Origin of the sequence: Cyclobacterium amurskyense (assembly GCF_001050135.1) — a bacterium.
Classification (GTDB): domain Bacteria; phylum Bacteroidota; class Bacteroidia; order Cytophagales; family Cyclobacteriaceae; genus Cyclobacterium; species Cyclobacterium amurskyense.
The window spans coordinates 3,590,884-3,606,257 of the sequence record NZ_CP012040.1 but is presented as its reverse complement, the minus strand read 5'-3'; the positions used below and the strand labels follow the sequence as shown (position 1 = coordinate 3,606,257).

General features: G+C 37.5%; 14 protein-coding genes. 9 read left to right on the top strand and 5 right to left on the bottom strand.

Translation table 11 applies throughout. The annotated features are described in order from the left end of the window. Positions 1-35: 35 nt before the first annotated feature. Positions 36-1,547, bottom strand: a complete 1,512-nt coding sequence (locus tag CA2015_RS14905) for a catalase (protein WP_048642616.1) — start codon at positions 1,545-1,547, stop codon at positions 36-38. A gap of 283 nt (positions 1,548-1,830) precedes the next feature. Here CA2015_RS14905 and miaB point away from each other — a divergent pair, with 283 nt between their 5' ends. From miaB to CA2015_RS14875, 6 genes are all read left to right on the top strand, one after another. Then, on the top strand, positions 1,831-3,291 hold the full coding sequence (gene miaB / locus CA2015_RS14900; protein WP_048642615.1) for a tRNA (N6-isopentenyl adenosine(37)-C2)-methylthiotransferase MiaB: 1,461 nt from the start codon (positions 1,831-1,833) through the stop codon (positions 3,289-3,291). Between the two features lie 10 nt (positions 3,292-3,301). Beyond that, the gene (locus tag CA2015_RS14895) at positions 3,302-4,615 is read left to right on the top strand and encodes a sigma-54 interaction domain-containing protein (RefSeq protein ID WP_048642614.1); all 1,314 of its coding nucleotides are present in this window, start codon (positions 3,302-3,304) and stop codon (positions 4,613-4,615) included. Beyond that, positions 4,602-5,135 (top strand): LPS assembly lipoprotein LptE, encoded by a 534-nt coding sequence (gene lptE / locus CA2015_RS14890; RefSeq protein WP_048642613.1) that lies wholly within the window; start codon positions 4,602-4,604, stop codon positions 5,133-5,135. The genes CA2015_RS14895 and lptE overlap by 14 nt, the downstream gene beginning before the upstream one ends. Positions 5,136-5,176: 41 nt before the next feature. Then, entirely contained in the window at positions 5,177-6,046 is an 870-nt protein-coding gene (locus CA2015_RS14885; RefSeq protein ID WP_157470489.1) for a hypothetical protein, read from the top strand. Positions 6,047-6,060: 14 nt separating this feature from the next. Beyond that, a complete protein-coding gene (secG, locus tag CA2015_RS14880; RefSeq protein WP_048642611.1) occupies positions 6,061-6,429 on the top strand; it encodes a preprotein translocase subunit SecG in 369 nt (122 codons plus the stop codon). A 158-nt stretch (positions 6,430-6,587) separates the two neighbouring features. After that, entirely contained in the window at positions 6,588-7,565 is a 978-nt protein-coding gene (locus tag CA2015_RS14875; protein ID WP_048642610.1) for a sterol desaturase family protein, read from the top strand. Between the two features lie 85 nt (positions 7,566-7,650). Here CA2015_RS14875 and CA2015_RS14870 read toward each other — a convergent pair whose 3' ends face one another. Then, entirely contained in the window at positions 7,651-8,361 is a 711-nt protein-coding gene (locus tag CA2015_RS14870) for a hypothetical protein (RefSeq protein ID WP_048642609.1), read from the bottom strand. A gap of 228 nt (positions 8,362-8,589) precedes the next feature. On the opposite strand from CA2015_RS14870, the gene CA2015_RS14865 reads away from it, so the two are divergent. The 3 genes from CA2015_RS14865 to CA2015_RS14855 all read left to right on the top strand — a co-directional run bounded on the left by CA2015_RS14865 (position 8,590) and on the right by CA2015_RS14855 (position 11,338). Beyond that, positions 8,590-8,868, top strand: coding sequence for a co-chaperone GroES (locus tag CA2015_RS14865; protein WP_014021059.1), 279 nt, complete (start codon positions 8,590-8,592; stop codon positions 8,866-8,868). Between the two features lie 53 nt (positions 8,869-8,921). Beyond that, complete coding sequence (gene groL / locus CA2015_RS14860) at positions 8,922-10,550, top strand: chaperonin GroEL (RefSeq protein ID WP_048642608.1); 1,629 nt, start codon at positions 8,922-8,924, stop codon at positions 10,548-10,550. A 413-nt stretch (positions 10,551-10,963) separates the two neighbouring features. Continuing rightward, on the top strand, positions 10,964-11,338 hold the full coding sequence (locus tag CA2015_RS14855; protein ID WP_048642607.1) for a response regulator: 375 nt from the start codon (positions 10,964-10,966) through the stop codon (positions 11,336-11,338). 239 nt (positions 11,339-11,577) lie between these two features. Here CA2015_RS14855 and CA2015_RS14850 read toward each other — a convergent pair whose 3' ends face one another. Genes CA2015_RS14850 through CA2015_RS14840 form a run of 3 tightly spaced genes read right to left on the bottom strand, consistent with a single transcriptional unit; the run spans position 11,578 to position 15,373 of the window. After that, on the bottom strand, positions 11,578-12,618 hold the full coding sequence (locus CA2015_RS14850; protein WP_048642606.1) for a phosphatase domain-containing protein: 1,041 nt from the start codon (positions 12,616-12,618) through the stop codon (positions 11,578-11,580). A gap of 5 nt (positions 12,619-12,623) precedes the next feature. Next, on the bottom strand, positions 12,624-14,021 hold the full coding sequence (locus CA2015_RS14845) for a TolC family protein (protein ID WP_048642605.1): 1,398 nt from the start codon (positions 14,019-14,021) through the stop codon (positions 12,624-12,626). Then, on the bottom strand, positions 14,018-15,373 hold the full coding sequence (locus CA2015_RS14840; protein ID WP_048644547.1) for an HlyD family secretion protein: 1,356 nt from the start codon (positions 15,371-15,373) through the stop codon (positions 14,018-14,020). Before CA2015_RS14840 ends, CA2015_RS14845 begins: the two co-directional genes overlap by 4 nt. Position 15,374 lies beyond the last annotated feature (1 nt).

The following is a 15,374-nucleotide window of genomic DNA, read 5'->3' as shown; positions in this document are numbered from 1 at the left end:
CACTATAACTAATATCAATTATTATACCAACTCTATTAATGGGATCCCGCTGATGAAGCCATGACGGCATTAATATCTACACCCAGGCCTTTTGCTATACGCATACCAAACTCTTCATCCATTCTAAACCAGTGACACAGTTGGCGATTGATAATAACTTCTCTTTTGGGTCCTGAAATTCCGCTCATAGCTCCTATGGTATTGTTGATGGTATTGTCTTGCTCTTCTTTGCTCATTACATCCCTAAACAAAGCTCTTGGCTGAGAATAGTGGTCATTGTCTCCAACTTTACTATTTCTGTCATACCAATCTGCAATTGTATCTTCAAGTTGTTCGGATGGTTCCTCATATTGCTTATCAACTACAATATCATCAAAACTGTTTGGCCAATAATTGGGTTTTTTACCTCCATTACCGTCTACCCTCATCATTCCGTCTCTTTCATAATTATTTACAGCATAAGGACATCTATTTACAGGGATTTGTTCATAATTCCCACCCAATCTATACCTATGCGCATCGGGATAAGAAAGCAACCTACCTTGAAGCATTTTATCTGGACTATAACCAAGTCCATCCACTAAGTGTGCAGGGGCAAAGGCGGATTGTTCTACGTCTTGAAAATAATTGTCAGGATTTTTGTTCAATTCCAATACCCCCACGTCCACTAAGGGAAATTCAGAATGTGGCCAAACTTTGGTCAAATCAAATGGATTGAAATCTACTTTTTTGGCCTGATCCGTAGTCATTACCTGAATCTTCATGTTCCATTTAGGGAAATCTCCATTGTCTATTGCTTCCAAAAGGTCTCGCTGTGCAAAATCCAGGTCTTTAGATTTCATTTGTGCAGCCTCCTCATCAGTGAAATTTTTAATCCCTTGGGCTGTCTTAAAATGATACTTCACAAAAACTTTCTCATTCTTTGCATTGATCATTGAAAAAGTATGCGATCCATACCCATTCATATGCCGAAACCCTACAGGTGTACCTCTATCACTCATTAAGATCAATACCTGATGCAAAGATTCAGGTGTCAAAGACCAATAGTCCCAAACCATTGTCGGTGATTTGCAGTTGGTATATGGATCTCTTTTTTGGGTATGAATGAAATCAGAGAACTTTTTTGGGTCCTTTATAAAAAATACCGGGGTATTGTTTCCTACCAAATCCCAATTTCCATCTTCGGTGTAAAATTTAATAGCAAATCCTCTTGGATCTCTTTCGGTATCAGCCGATCCTTTTTCTCCCCCAACAGTGGAAAATCGAAGAAAGACTTTGGTTTTTTTTCCTATTTTATTAAAAACTTTAGCCCTTGTATATTGGGAAATGTCTTCTGTGACGGTGAAAGTACCAAAGGCCCCAGATCCCTTGGCATGAACAATTCTTTCAGGAATTCTCTCTCTATTAAAATGAGCCATTTTTTCGTGAAGAATATAATCTTCTAAAAGAATTGGACCTCTAGGTCCTACCGTCTTCGAATTCTCATTTTCCACATAAATCCTTCCGGATGCGGTGGTTAGTTTATTGTGCTTTTTTTCTTCTGACATGATGCTAGATTTATGTTTTTGTTTTTGTTTAACTTTTGATTCAATAAATATAGGCACATTAGATCAATAGTTAAAATTGATTGTTTCTATAATATAATAGATATAATCAATAACTATTGTCTAACTGTCCACACTGCTCATAAAAACTACATAAATAATTGTCCTTTTCAAGTTTCTACCTTGAATCCAAAATTTTATGTAGTTAATGTCAGAATAATAGCCTGAACTACTGTCAATATGTCGGTATTTTACTAAATTTGCGATCTGAAATTATAGTCAGTCAATGGAAAATATTATAAAAGATATCGATATCATCAATGTTGAGGAAGCAGAGAGCTGTGATTTTAAGGTGACTGCTGAGGAAAATACTGGCAAAACAAAGCGATTGTACATCGAAAGTTATGGTTGCCAAATGAATTTTTCTGATAGTGAGATTGTCGCTTCCATCATGAAAGAAACGGGATTTGATACCACTTCAGATTTCAATAACGCGGATGTAATTTTATTAAACACCTGTTCTATTAGAGAAAAGGCTGAAAATACTGTACGAAAAAGACTAAGTCAGTTCAATCAAATCAAGAAAGCCAAACCAGAATTAATGATCGGTGTCTTGGGCTGCATGGCAGAACGATTAAAAGAAAAGCTTTTAGAGGAAGAAAAGCTTGTGGATTTGGTAGTTGGACCTGATGCATATCGGGACCTACCTAACCTTGTCGGGCAGGCAGAAGATGGCCATAAAGGTGTAAATACATTTTTATCACGGGAGGAAACCTATGCGGACATATCTCCGGTACGCCTAAACTCTAACGGAGTAAGTGCCATGATCTCCATAATGAGAGGTTGTGACAATATGTGCTCTTTTTGCGTGGTTCCATTTACAAGGGGCAGGGAAAGAAGTCGCGATCCTTATTCTATAACCAAAGAAGCCAAAGAACTATTTGACCATGGCTATAGAGAAGTAACCTTATTGGGGCAAAATGTGGACAGCTATAAATGGTCTCCTGAGGAAAACAATAAAGCCCGGCTTAATAAAAAAGAGGCGGAAATAGCTGAAGTGGTCTATTTTTCAGATTTACTGGAAATGGTCGCTAAAGTAGATCCTAAACTTAGGATTCGATTTTCCACTTCCCATCCCAAAGACATTACAGATAAGGTCTTGGAAACAATGAAAGAATACGACAATATCTGTAAATACATCCATTTACCTGTTCAAAGTGGTAACAGCAGAATTCTGGAGATGATGAACAGGACTTATGACCGTGAATGGTACTTGAATCGAATTCAAAAGATCCGTGAAATACTGGGTGAGGATTGCGGGATTTCTTCGGACATGATCGCAGGATTCTGTACAGAGACAGAAGAAGAACATCAGGATACCCTAAGCATGATGGACATCGTTCAATATGATTTCTCTTATATGTTTTATTATTCTGAGCGTCCTGGCACCTTAGCAGAAAAGAAATACAAAGATGATATTCCGCTAGCCGTTAAAAAACGTAGGTTGCAGGAAATCATCGATAAACAAGGTCAACTTTCGCTTATAAGACACAAAAGAGAAGTTGGTCAAATACAGGAGGTTTTGGTAGAAGGATTGTCCAAAAGGTCCAAAGACCAATTGAAGGCAAAAAATTCAGCCAATAAGGTGGTAATTATACCTAAAGGCAATTTAAATATTGGAGATTATGTCACTGTGAAGATCACAGATTGTACGTCAGCGACGCTTTTTGGAGAAATTGTCAATTAAATAAAAAAACATGATCTCTATAAGCCCTTCGGAAATTTTAAGCATCAAGCAAAGGTTTGGAATAATTGGCAACAGTCCTTTATTAAACCACGCCATCCAAGTGGCCATGCAGGCTGCTCCTACTGAAATGACGGTATTGGTTACAGGAGAAAGTGGCAGTGGTAAAGAATCATTTTCAAAAATAATTCATGCGCTTAGCAAACGTAAACACGGTAAATTTATAGCAATAAACTGTGGCGCAATACCTGAAGGAACGATAGATTCCGAACTTTTTGGTCATGAAAAAGGATCATTTACCGGAGCTCATGAGGCCAGGAAAGGGTATTTTGAAGTTACAGATGGCGGTTCACTGTTTCTGGATGAAATCGGAGAAATGCCTTTAGGTACCCAGGCCAGGCTATTGCGTGTGCTGGAAAATGGTGAGTTTATCAAAGTAGGCTCCTCAAAGGTTTTAAAAACTGATGTTAGGGTCATCGCTGCCACTAACGTTAACCTTTTGAAAGCCGTAGAAAAAGGGAAGTTTAGAGAAGACCTTTATTATCGATTAAATACAGTTCCCATTTTTGTCCCACCATTAAGGCAAAGAGAGGATGATGTGGCCTTATTATTTAGAAAATTCACAACTGATTTTTCTGAAAAATACCAGGTAAGACCAATTACGCTTACAGATGATGCAAGAAATTTGCTACTCAAATTTCCTTTTCCTGGAAATATCAGACAATTAAAGAATTTAGCAGAACAAATTTCGTTATTGGAGCAAGAAAGGGAGGTAGATGCTGAAACATTAATCAAATACTTACCAAAGGAAAAAAGCAGTTTGCCGGCCTCTATACAAGGAAAAAACGACAAGGGAGATGCCTTTTCGGATTTTTCTGAAAGAGAAATCTTGTATAAGGTCTTATTCGACATGAAAAAGGACATGACGGATTTGAAAAAGCTTATCTTAGAGTCCTATCATTCGGGCGGTCTGGACCAAAACATCATGAAGAAGCACCAGAACCTTTTTGATGACATGGAATCGACCACACATTATGAGGACAACCCAAGCCCTTCGAAAAATTTACCTTTGGTATTGGAATCCTTAAGTGCCAAGAAAGAGTTAAAAGAAGACAATGAGATCTCAAGAAAAAATTACGAAGAGGACGTAATTGAAGATATTATTCACGAGGAGGATGACAATTCTCTTTCTTTGGAAAAAAAGGAAAAAGAACTGATTACCAAAGCATTAAAAAAACACCATAACAAGAGAAAATATGCTGCTATGGATTTGGGGATCTCTGAAAGAACGCTTTATAGGAAGATCAAGCAATATGACATTCAATAAAATAGGATTATGGTTACTAAGTTTAAGTCTATTAGTAGCCTCTTGCAAAATTGAATACAGTTTTACAGGAACCACCCTTGATTACAATGTGACCAAAACCTTTTCGGTAGCCAATTTTTTCAATGATTCAGGAGGGGGCCCGGCCAACATGGGGCAATTATTCACTGAGGACTTGAAGGACTATTTTCAGCGGAATACCCAATTGGAGTTGATACAAAACAATGGTGACTTGCAGTTTCTTGGAGCCATAACCCGCTACACGATCACTCCTCAGGCAACTGTATCCAGCCCTAACAGTACACAACCCGACAGGGCAGGTCAAATGCGCATTACAATAGGCGTAGAAGTAGAGTTTATCAATTTGGCTAATGAAGAAGAGAATGCGAAAAAATCCTTTTCTTTTTTCCAAGATTATGACCCAAGAAGCACTACTTTACTGCAGGTAGAAACAGAATTGGTAGAAGTGATTTTTGAAAGTATCATTCAGGATATTTTCACATCTACTGTTGCCAATTGGTAAAAATTGTTAAATTTAAAAGAACAAATTTAAATATTAGCCCTGTGAACGCTCAAGCATTTTTAGAACTCATCAATAAAGCCGATAACCTTGACAATGCTGATTTAAAAAAAGCGTTGAAACTGCAGGAAGAATACCCTTATTTTTTGGTTCCAAAAGTACTTGCTGCAAAATATGAATGGGATAAAGCTTCAGGAGAATCCAAGACCTTACTTCATTGGGCTGCTGTAGTCAGTCCTGAAAGAAGACGATTAAAGCACTTGTTAACAGGCACAGCTCCTATAGTTCCTGTTTCCACGGAAGTAGAAAAAAACACTCCGGCACCAAGTCTAGAAAAAGAACTAGAAGACATTCCTGTTCAAAATAAGCTTGAGAATGAAATCAAGGCAAAAGAAACACCTGTGCCAACTGAAGGAGTAAATACTTCTGAACAAACGCTTACTGAAAACATTTCCAGACCTAAAAGAGATGAAATACTCAGGCGGTTGGAGGAAAATCTGAAAAAAATAAAAAAAACAACCTCGAACAATCAAAATAATTCTGAAAATCTAAAAAAAAAGGACACCCCAGAGGAGGGAAATGAAGAAGTAAATGCTTCAACGGATTCCCCTCGTAAAAAAGTCAAAAAGCCAGAAGCAAAAAAGGCCAAAAAAACCCAGCAAGAATTAATTGATAATTTCGAAGAAAAACCCATCCGTTTGACAAAAGAGAAAATGGATGAAACGGTAGAGCTTCCAGATTTGTCGGAGCAAAGCACCCATTTAAATCACACCATGCTGTCCGAATCATACGCCAAATTATTGGTCAAACAAAATAAAATAAATGAGGCAATAGAAATATATCAAAAATTAATATTGAAGTTTCCAAAGAAAAGGACTTACTTTGCAGATCAAATTGAGAAATTAAAAGAATAAAATAAATAACAAGCATGTTTGTAGTAATCATCAGTATCATTATCGTTTTGGCCGTCTTATTGATTTTGGTCATTCTAGGTCAAAATTCTAAAGGAGGTGCAGGAGCAGCTTTTGGTGGCAGTGCCTCACAAATCATGGGTGTAACTAAAACCGGTAATATTTTAGAGAAAGCTACTTGGGTTTTAGCCATTGCTATTCTGGCCTTGTCTTTGGGTTCTTCCGCATTTCATGAGAGCAGTAGTTCTTCAGGATTTTCTTCTCCAAATGTAGAAAATGCTCAAAAGCAAATTCTAACTCCTTCATTTGACAACGAATCTATTCTGCCTTCTGATGAAAATGCAGAAGAGGCTCCAGTAGAAGCCACACCAGATACTGAAGAGTAACAGCAAATAAAACACATAAAAAAAGGCCTGTTGAAAATCAACAGGCCTTTTTTATTTTAAATTTTAATATTATTTAAGTTAGTAAAGATTGAAGAAGCGCTGGAATATGATTAAATTGTCATTTTAAAATCCTTAAAAAAACAACAAAGTTTATATCTATGTTTGAAAATCATTTAAGTATGGAAGACTTAGGCGCAGACAAATGGCCTAATGTCATTTTATGGGCTGCTCCTGTGATGTTTCTGTTGGTGTTTATAGAATGGGGCATCAGCTTATATCAAAAAAAAGATACTTACGATAAAAAAGATTTCTTGGCTGCCTCTACAATTGGGCTCGTAAATGTAGGTATTAGTGCCTTAATAAAAGCCTTTACATTTGGCGTAGCACTGTTTTGCTGGAACATTGTTCCATGGAAAATCCCTGCTACCTGGTGGTCATTTATATTTTGTTTCTTCGCTATTGATCTTGCCAGGTATTGGGCACATAGGGTTACTCATGAACAACGATTTTGGTGGGCAACACACATTACACACCATAACTCTGCAAAATATAATTTTTCTGTTTCCTTTCGCTTAGGATGGACTCAGCATATAAAGATTATCTTTTTTGTACCGGTGATGTTAATGGGATTTAACCCATTCGTTTTCTTTATCTGTCATCAGGTAGCCGTATTGTATCAATTCTGGATCCACACCGAATACATCAAAAAGCTACCTAAGCCAATTGAATACTTCTTTGTCACTCCTTCCCATCACAGGGTTCACCACGGAAGCGACGCTCATTATTTAGATAAAAATTACGGTTCTACCTTCATTATTTGGGACAGGATTTTTGGAACATTTAAAGCCGAAGAAGAAAGACCTACATATGGTATTACCAAGCCGGTAACTTCCTACAACCCAATTTATTTGGTATTTCATGAATGGGCAGACATTGTAAAAGACATTAGAAAGGCCAAAGATGGCAAAGAGGTGTATCAGATTCTATTTGGAAAACCTGGAGATGAGGTCATTAAAAACCGCGAAATCAGGGAACAAATGGAAAAAGAAAACGCTAAACCAAAAGCGCCATCTACCACTAGCCCTACCCCTATATTGGTCTCGAATGAAAATTCGCTACTGAAAAAAGAAGACTAATCTTGGCTTATCCAATAGGGTCTTCCTATTGCAGGTTAAAATAAAATCATAATAAAAAAGGGGAGACTTGATCTCCCCTTTTTTATTAAACGGATATATTCCTTAGTAATAAACGCTTACTAATGGGCAACAAACTTTCCTGTAAGGGTACATCTTGTTTGGAATAAATGCGCCAGGTAGATGGATTGGGCAGATCTGTAAAGTTCTTGATCAGATCGAGTTTAATGCGGTTACAGGTATTGCTGAGGCTTTTCCTGAAGGCGGCAACAAACCGTAACACTATCCCCCTATATTTATCCAGGCTATTTTGAAAAAGGTCAATTTTGTAGCGATAAACCAAGATGTCCTTCGAGTTTCCATTGGACACTAAGGCATAGCCTTCTTTTTGGTAAAGAGCAGAAAGTCCAACAGGCTCTATTTCTAATTGACCCTCAATAAATTCATAAATGCTCTTTCCTTCCTCTATTTGTTTTTTGATTTGAGGTAAAGCATAGGAGATGATCTCCCCCATCTGTTTCATTACTTCATCCTCATTGGTTTTATCTTTATAAGTAATGGTTAACTTCTTCAAGTCCACCTTATCAACCTCTTTAGGAAACCCCGATTTCAACTCATTTCTTGTTTTATCAAGGTTTTCAAGTTTTTGATAGTGGTGAATAAGTTCAGCCAGCGGAGGATAAAGTTTTACGGATTTAAAATCCTTTTCAACATCTTGTAAACAGGCCAAAAGAAGGTATTTCTTGTACTCGAAATCAACCCAGCCTTCAGAGATCCAATTATCCGATAGTTTTCCCATAATTTATCTTTTTAAATCATAAAGATAAAGTACATAAATATGACATAATTACCAATTCTTCACAGTAAAATTGACAGGCTAACTAAATAATAGTCTGGTCCAACCTGTCAGTATTGAAGAATAAATAAGACTTTATGTCAGTAAAAATGTAAATATCACGATTGGCACAGAAAGTGTAAATAAGGATTTTGTATTACAGAAATCAAACTTTAAAAATAACTAAATCACATGTCTAAAGTTAACATCCAACCTCTAGCAGACAGGGTTTTGGTAGAACCCGCTGCCGCAGAAGAAAAAACGGCTTCAGGCCTTTATATCCCTGATACCGCCAAAGAAAAACCACAAAAAGGTACAGTAGTAGCTGTAGGTAATGGCAAAAAAGATGAGCCATTAACCGTAAAAGTAGGTGACACTGTTTTGTATGGTAAGTACGCTGGCACCGAGCTATCTGTGGAAGGTGCTGATTATTTGATCATGAGAGAAGCTGACATTTTCGCTATCTTATAATTAAAGATCCTATAATCAAGTTTAATTAATTAAAACTCAAAAAAGTTTAAAAAATGGCTAAGGAATTATTTTTCAATACCGACGCAAGGGATCGCCTTAAAAAAGGAGTTGACGCCCTAGCTGATGCAGTAAAGGTAACATTAGGTCCAAAAGGCAGAAATGTAATTTTGGACAAAAAATTTGGCGCTCCAAGTATAACTAAAGATGGTGTAACTGTAGCTAAAGAAATTGAATTAGAAGACGCTATAGAAAACATGGGGGCTCAATTGGTAAAAGAAGTGGCTTCCAAAACTGCTGATGATGCTGGTGACGGTACTACCACAGCCACAGTATTGACCCAGTCAATTTTTTCTGTAGGTATTAAAAACGTAGCTGCAGGTGCCAATCCAATGGACCTTAAAAGAGGAATTGACAAAGCTGTAGAAGCTATCGTTGCAGAATTAAGAGCTGCATCTAAAGAAATCTCTACTTCTAAAGAAATCGCACAGGTAGGAACCATTTCTGCAAACAATGACGAGGAAATCGGCAAGATGATAGCTGACGCTATGCAGAAAGTAGGTAAAGACGGTGTTATCACTGTCGAAGAAGCAAAAGGTACTGAAACAGAAGTAAGAACTGTTGAAGGTATGCAATTTGACAGAGGATATCTTTCTCCGTACTTCACTACCAACACTGAGAAGATGGAAGCTGAATTGGAAAATCCTTACATTCTTATCTATGATAAGAAGATTTCTGCAATGAAAGAATTGCTTCCAGTTTTAGAACCAGTTGCTCAATCAGGCCGACCATTGTTGATCATCGCTGAAGATGTTGATGGAGAAGCGCTAGCTACATTGGTAGTGAACAAAATCAGAGGTGCACTGAAAGTTGCCGCTGTTAAAGCTCCAGGTTTCGGAGACAGAAGAAAAGCCATGTTAGAAGACATCGCTACGCTTACAGGTGGTACTGTTATTTCGGAAGAAAGAGGTTACAAGCTTGAGAATGTAACTGTAGATTACCTAGGTACTGCAGAGAAAATCAATATCGATAAAGACAACACTACCATCGTTAATGGTGCTGGTGAAAAAGCGTCAATCGAAGCTAGAATCAACGAGATCAAATCTCAGATAGAAAAAACTACTTCTGACTACGACCGTGAAAAACTTCAAGAAAGATTAGCTAAGCTATCTGGTGGAGTTGCTATCCTTTACATTGGTGCTGCCACTGAAGTAGAAATGAAAGAGAAAAAAGACAGAGTTGATGATGCACTTCATGCAACCAGAGCTGCTGTACAAGAAGGCGTAGTAGTAGGTGGTGGAGTTGCCCTTATCAGAGCTTCTGTAGCACTTGACAAACTTAAAGGTCTTAATGAAGATGAAGATACAGGTATCAACATCATCAAGCAGGCTGTTGAAGCTCCTTTGAGAACAATCGTTTCCAATTCAGGAGGAGAAGGTTCTGTAGTTATCAACAGAATCAAAGACTCTAAAGGAGATTATGGTTACAATGCTAGAACTGACAAATATGAAGACTTGTTCAAAGCTGGTGTAATTGATCCAACTAAAGTAACACGTCTTGCATTAGAGAATGCTGCTTCAATCGCTGCCTTATTGCTTACTACTGAATGTGTAGTAGCTGACATTAAAGAAGAATCTCCTGCAGGCCCACCAATGGGTGGCGGAGGAATGGGTGGAATGATGTAATCCATTCGCATAAAACGCTGAAAAGGGAAGCCATTATGGCTTCCCTTTTTTTTATTCAATTTTATCCAGTTTTAGCTTTAAACATTTGATTATAGAATAAAACCATCTCCTAAGCAATTAAAAGTTGTTCCTTATAGTTCTACCTGGAACTTACAAGGGATTGCAATAGCAAAACCTAAAAGCCTGTCATCAAATGGCCTTATATTCTTGCGGTTACCTCATTTGGAGAATGAAATCGAGAAATTTTTCCGCATTGTTTTACTTTGACACATATACTGATCCTGACTCATTAGTTGAAATTTAAATACATTCAAACCAGCAAAAATTTAAGACTTTATTTTAATAGTGGAATTATAATGTTAAATTTCAGTCGTAAGAGAACGAGAGAGAGAAAAGTTTTTATTTAAATATAAATGTATCCATTCGATTTAATTGTTTTAATTGATGATGACCCAATAAACAATCTGATCAATAAACGGTTAATCAACAAATTAAATTTATCACCTAAGACCATCGAATTTTTAGAGGCTGAGGTCGCATTACAATACCTGAAAGATCCAAACTTGGAAAAAAGGTTATTGATTCTTGTCGATATTAACATGCCTGTAATGAATGGTTGGGATTTTTTAAGCCAGTATCTGGAACTTGAAAATGGCAGGAACGATCGTATCATAATGCTATCAAGCTCTATTGACTTCCAGGATCGGCAAAAATCAAAAGAGTTTCCCTTTGTGAGTGGGTTTATTGAAAAACCACTCACCCACGAAAAATTAGAGTCGCTGCTTTAAAGCTATTTATTTTCGCCCTCAGGTTGAAATGATAAACTGATTTACCTTCTGAAAGCTCTTCCCTAATTTTAACCCGAAAAATAACAATGTTCGAAAATCTGTTGCTTGCTGATGGATTTACAATTTCAGCATACCGCAGCTATTTACGATAAAGTTTTAGCTATCTATGCTGGCTTGAATTCCCATGGGAATGGTTGCAGTACCCCGTAGATCTGGATGTCCCTGGATACAACTTAGACTCAATGAACCAAATATACTTTTGCATGCTCAATAGCCTCTGTGGAGTTTTTAATCCATACGATTTTATTACTGGGTAGCAATTTATTCAATTCCTCCTCTCTTATAGGATCTTTGGTTCCAACCTGCCTAATGTACACAGCTTCTATCCTATGTTTATACTTGCTAATTATTTCGGCATAAATTTCAGGATCATGCTGACCGCTGTCTCCTAAAAGAACAAAATTCAAGTTTGGATAAAAATCCATCAGAAAAGATATCTTTTCAACTTTATGCTCATGGCTGCCCCCTCCAGACTTCCAAATATTTTTCAAATCCATATGCCTATCTTTTAATAATATAGGACCTACCGGAATCTCCCTATATTTCAAAAAATCCTGGATCAGGTCGAAGAGATTCCAATCACTACTGGAAACATAAAATACTGGATACTGAGCATTTGCTGATAATAATCGGTAAAACTCACTTACTCCTGGAAGTGGTCTCCTTGTATAGGCATTTTTAGAGACGGACAACCAAAACTTTTCCTGAATATTGGTGGCCTTAGAAACAATGATGGTATCGTCTATATCTGAAATTATTCCATGTGGATAATTCTTTTGAAATCTTAAAATCTCTTTGGTTATAGATGGAACTTCTGGCTTAAGCCCCTCATCGGCCAACAATGAAAATTGGACTGTTTTTGTGGATTCAGAGGTTTTTTCATCTAAGTCATACAAGCCCTCAAAAACACCTTCTTCATCCGTGACCAATTGTTTATTAAGTCCAGCAATTCTCAATTCGACCCTCGCATCCGGAACACTGCTCCCAGCATACCTTCTTAAAGTTGCCAAAATATTATGCAACGTATTGTGCTTATCTGAAGGCCTACTTTGTTTGTAAGCTTCGATCACCCTACCCTTAACAAAAAGGTGAGAAGAATTACCTAGCACCACAAAAACCTCAACACGCAAAAGATCAAGTTTTCCCAACTTTCTCTTAAGTATCGAAAAAAAATAACGGAACGGCCAAGTCAACCCTCTGAATAGATAAATCTGCTTCATATTATTTAAAAGTCCTCAAATCCTAGGCCAGCCGCAGATCTCACCTTTGAAAAGGCAATATTTAAGTCTACATAAAGGGAATTATTGACTAAATGGGAATCAAACAGACTCGTCTCTCTGGCATTGATTAAAAACAAGGAACTCTCCCCTAGTTCAAATTTAATTCTTTCTCCTTTCAATAAATTTTCCAGCCCTTTTACGTTTTGTGAAAATATTTTTAACTGCTGATCTAAAACTTGGTATTCATTGAAGAACTTCCTGAGCTTTGCACTCAATTGCTCGAATTTTAAATCTCTTTTATAATTTACATCTGCTATTTTTGTCTTTGTCAATCCCAGATCACCTCTTTCCTTTCTTAATAACAAAGGAGTCGCCACCTGAAGTCCGAATTTATAATTATTCTCTAAAAAACCAAGCTGCTGCATCCCTCCAAAGGTTTCTGTTAAAAAATTATATTTAAGCTTGATTTTAGGCTTTAGCTGCTCCGCCTTATACCTGCGCTCAACATCTAGGTAATCAAGGTCGTAATCAATTAAGCGCAATTCAGGATGGTCTAGTAAAGCCTCACTATAGAAGTCCTTATTTAATTCCTGAAATGGCAAACTAAAAAGCGGCTCAGGCACAGCTAAAGCTTCAAGACCTATAGGTCTTTCCTCTTCATCCCATAGGTAAACATTCAATTCCTGTGTACTTGAGAAAAACTCATAGCCTGCTTTTTGAAATTTAATACTTCTATTCAATACTTGGGTATAAGCTTCTAATGTATCGATGGCCGGAAGATCTCCTTGCTCAAAACGGCGTATCACCCCTTCAAACCTGACCTTTGCTAACCTTAACCCTTCCTCATGTACCTTCAAGTCTGCATAAGCCCCAGCCCATTTCCAATATGCAACAGTGGCATCATAATAAAGGTTAATCAAACTAAGCCTCCTTTCTTCAATGGAGGCCAAATTGTAAATTTTCGCCTGTTGAAGTGCTGCCCTGCGTTTGTCAATCAACAAACCATTACCCACATTCACTGCTGCGCCTACAGCATAAAGTCCATTACTAGGAACATTTTGTTCTGGATTAAGGTAGGTTCCCCTATTATTTTCCACAATCCCCTGAAATTCTACCCCTCCTACTGTTGGAATTAGCACCCCTCCTTCACGTTTGTTATAATATTGCTTTTCCTGGTATTGCTTTTCATCAATACTACCATACAGATAGGGATCAAAGCCTCCTCTTGCTTTCCGAACTTCTTGCTTTCCAAACTCCAGATACAAGTCAGCTTGCTTTACTACCGGATGGTATTGTCGCACCCATATCATGAACTGGTCAAAAGTAAGGGGCTTATCCTGGGCGCTAAGCGGAGTCAATACGAATGCAAATAATAGTCCAAGTAAACCAATGCTCTGTTTCATTTTGCTTGTTTTTTCATTTCCTTAGCCTCTTGAAGGGTATAATAATCTGGTGGGAACCCGTTCATTTGACGCCATATTTCGTACCAAACAGGAACATCGTTAAGCAATGCGATTCCGTCTGCTCCTGCTCCAATTCTTAAAGCCTCAGGCCATGGTTCTTCATCTGGATCAGGAACTACCAATACCCTGTACTTATTATTAGTGCTAGTAAAGTTGTCAATGGCAATTACCTTTCCTCCAAACGTGCCATTTGACAATTCTGGCCACCCCGAAAACACAATCGCCGGCCAACCATCAAAAATGAATCTGATTTTACTGTCTATTTTAACTAATGGCAGATCTATTGGATCAACATAAATCTCTACTGCCAGGGAATAATTTTGAGGCATAATGCTTATTATTTCTGCACCCTCTTTAATGGTTTCACCTATCCCTACCTGTATGGCTTTTGTGATGTATCCCGACTGAGGAGCCAATACATAATACATGCCCGACCTTACGGTATAGTTGGTCAATTCATTCTTTAATTTATTGACACCAGCCTCAGCATCATATTGACCAGAAAGCGCCGAGAACCTTTCTGAATTAACTTTGGCCAATTTGTCCCTGAAATCATTATCAATGGCATTCAACTCTATAGTAGCAGATATGTATTCATTCCTGCTTCCAAGCAATTTATTCTCCGCACTCAATGCTTTTGCTTGGGCTTCCTGAAGTTTAATTTTCCTTGTTTCCAGATCAGTAAGAGATTTCAAGCCTTCCTCATACAGCTTTTCCATCCTTTGGAACTGCTTTTCGGCAACCATAAAGTTGACCTTTTCTGCTTCCAACATTATACTATCGGACAACACCTTTAAATTTGCTTGTTTTAGCTTATTTTGTGCCTGTTCTTTTCTCAATTTGTTATTTCTTTCTAAAGCAGAAAGTTGTTGTTCTTGAGCATTGATCTTTGCTTCATAGGATTTTACAGAAAGCTCCTTTGCATCTACTTGCAATTGTGTTCTATTGAGTAAATCAGGGTCCATATACTGTTCCTTAACTTCCGAGAGGTAAAGAATAGTGTCTCCTTTAGCCACAAAATCACCTTCTTGAACATACCACTGCTCAATTCTTCCAGGAATAATGGAATGTATGGTTTGTGGCCTGTGCTCAGGTTTTAGCGCTGTCAATGTACCTTTTGATCTGAAGTTTTGAGTCCATGGCAAGAAAAGAAAGACAAAACCAGCCATCAATAGATACAATAAAATCCTTATCCTTCTTCGGCTCTGATTGCTTGATACGGTCAACCGATAACTGTCAAAGGAATTGAGATCAATTAATTCTTTGATCGAATTTCTAGAAATGTTTAACATG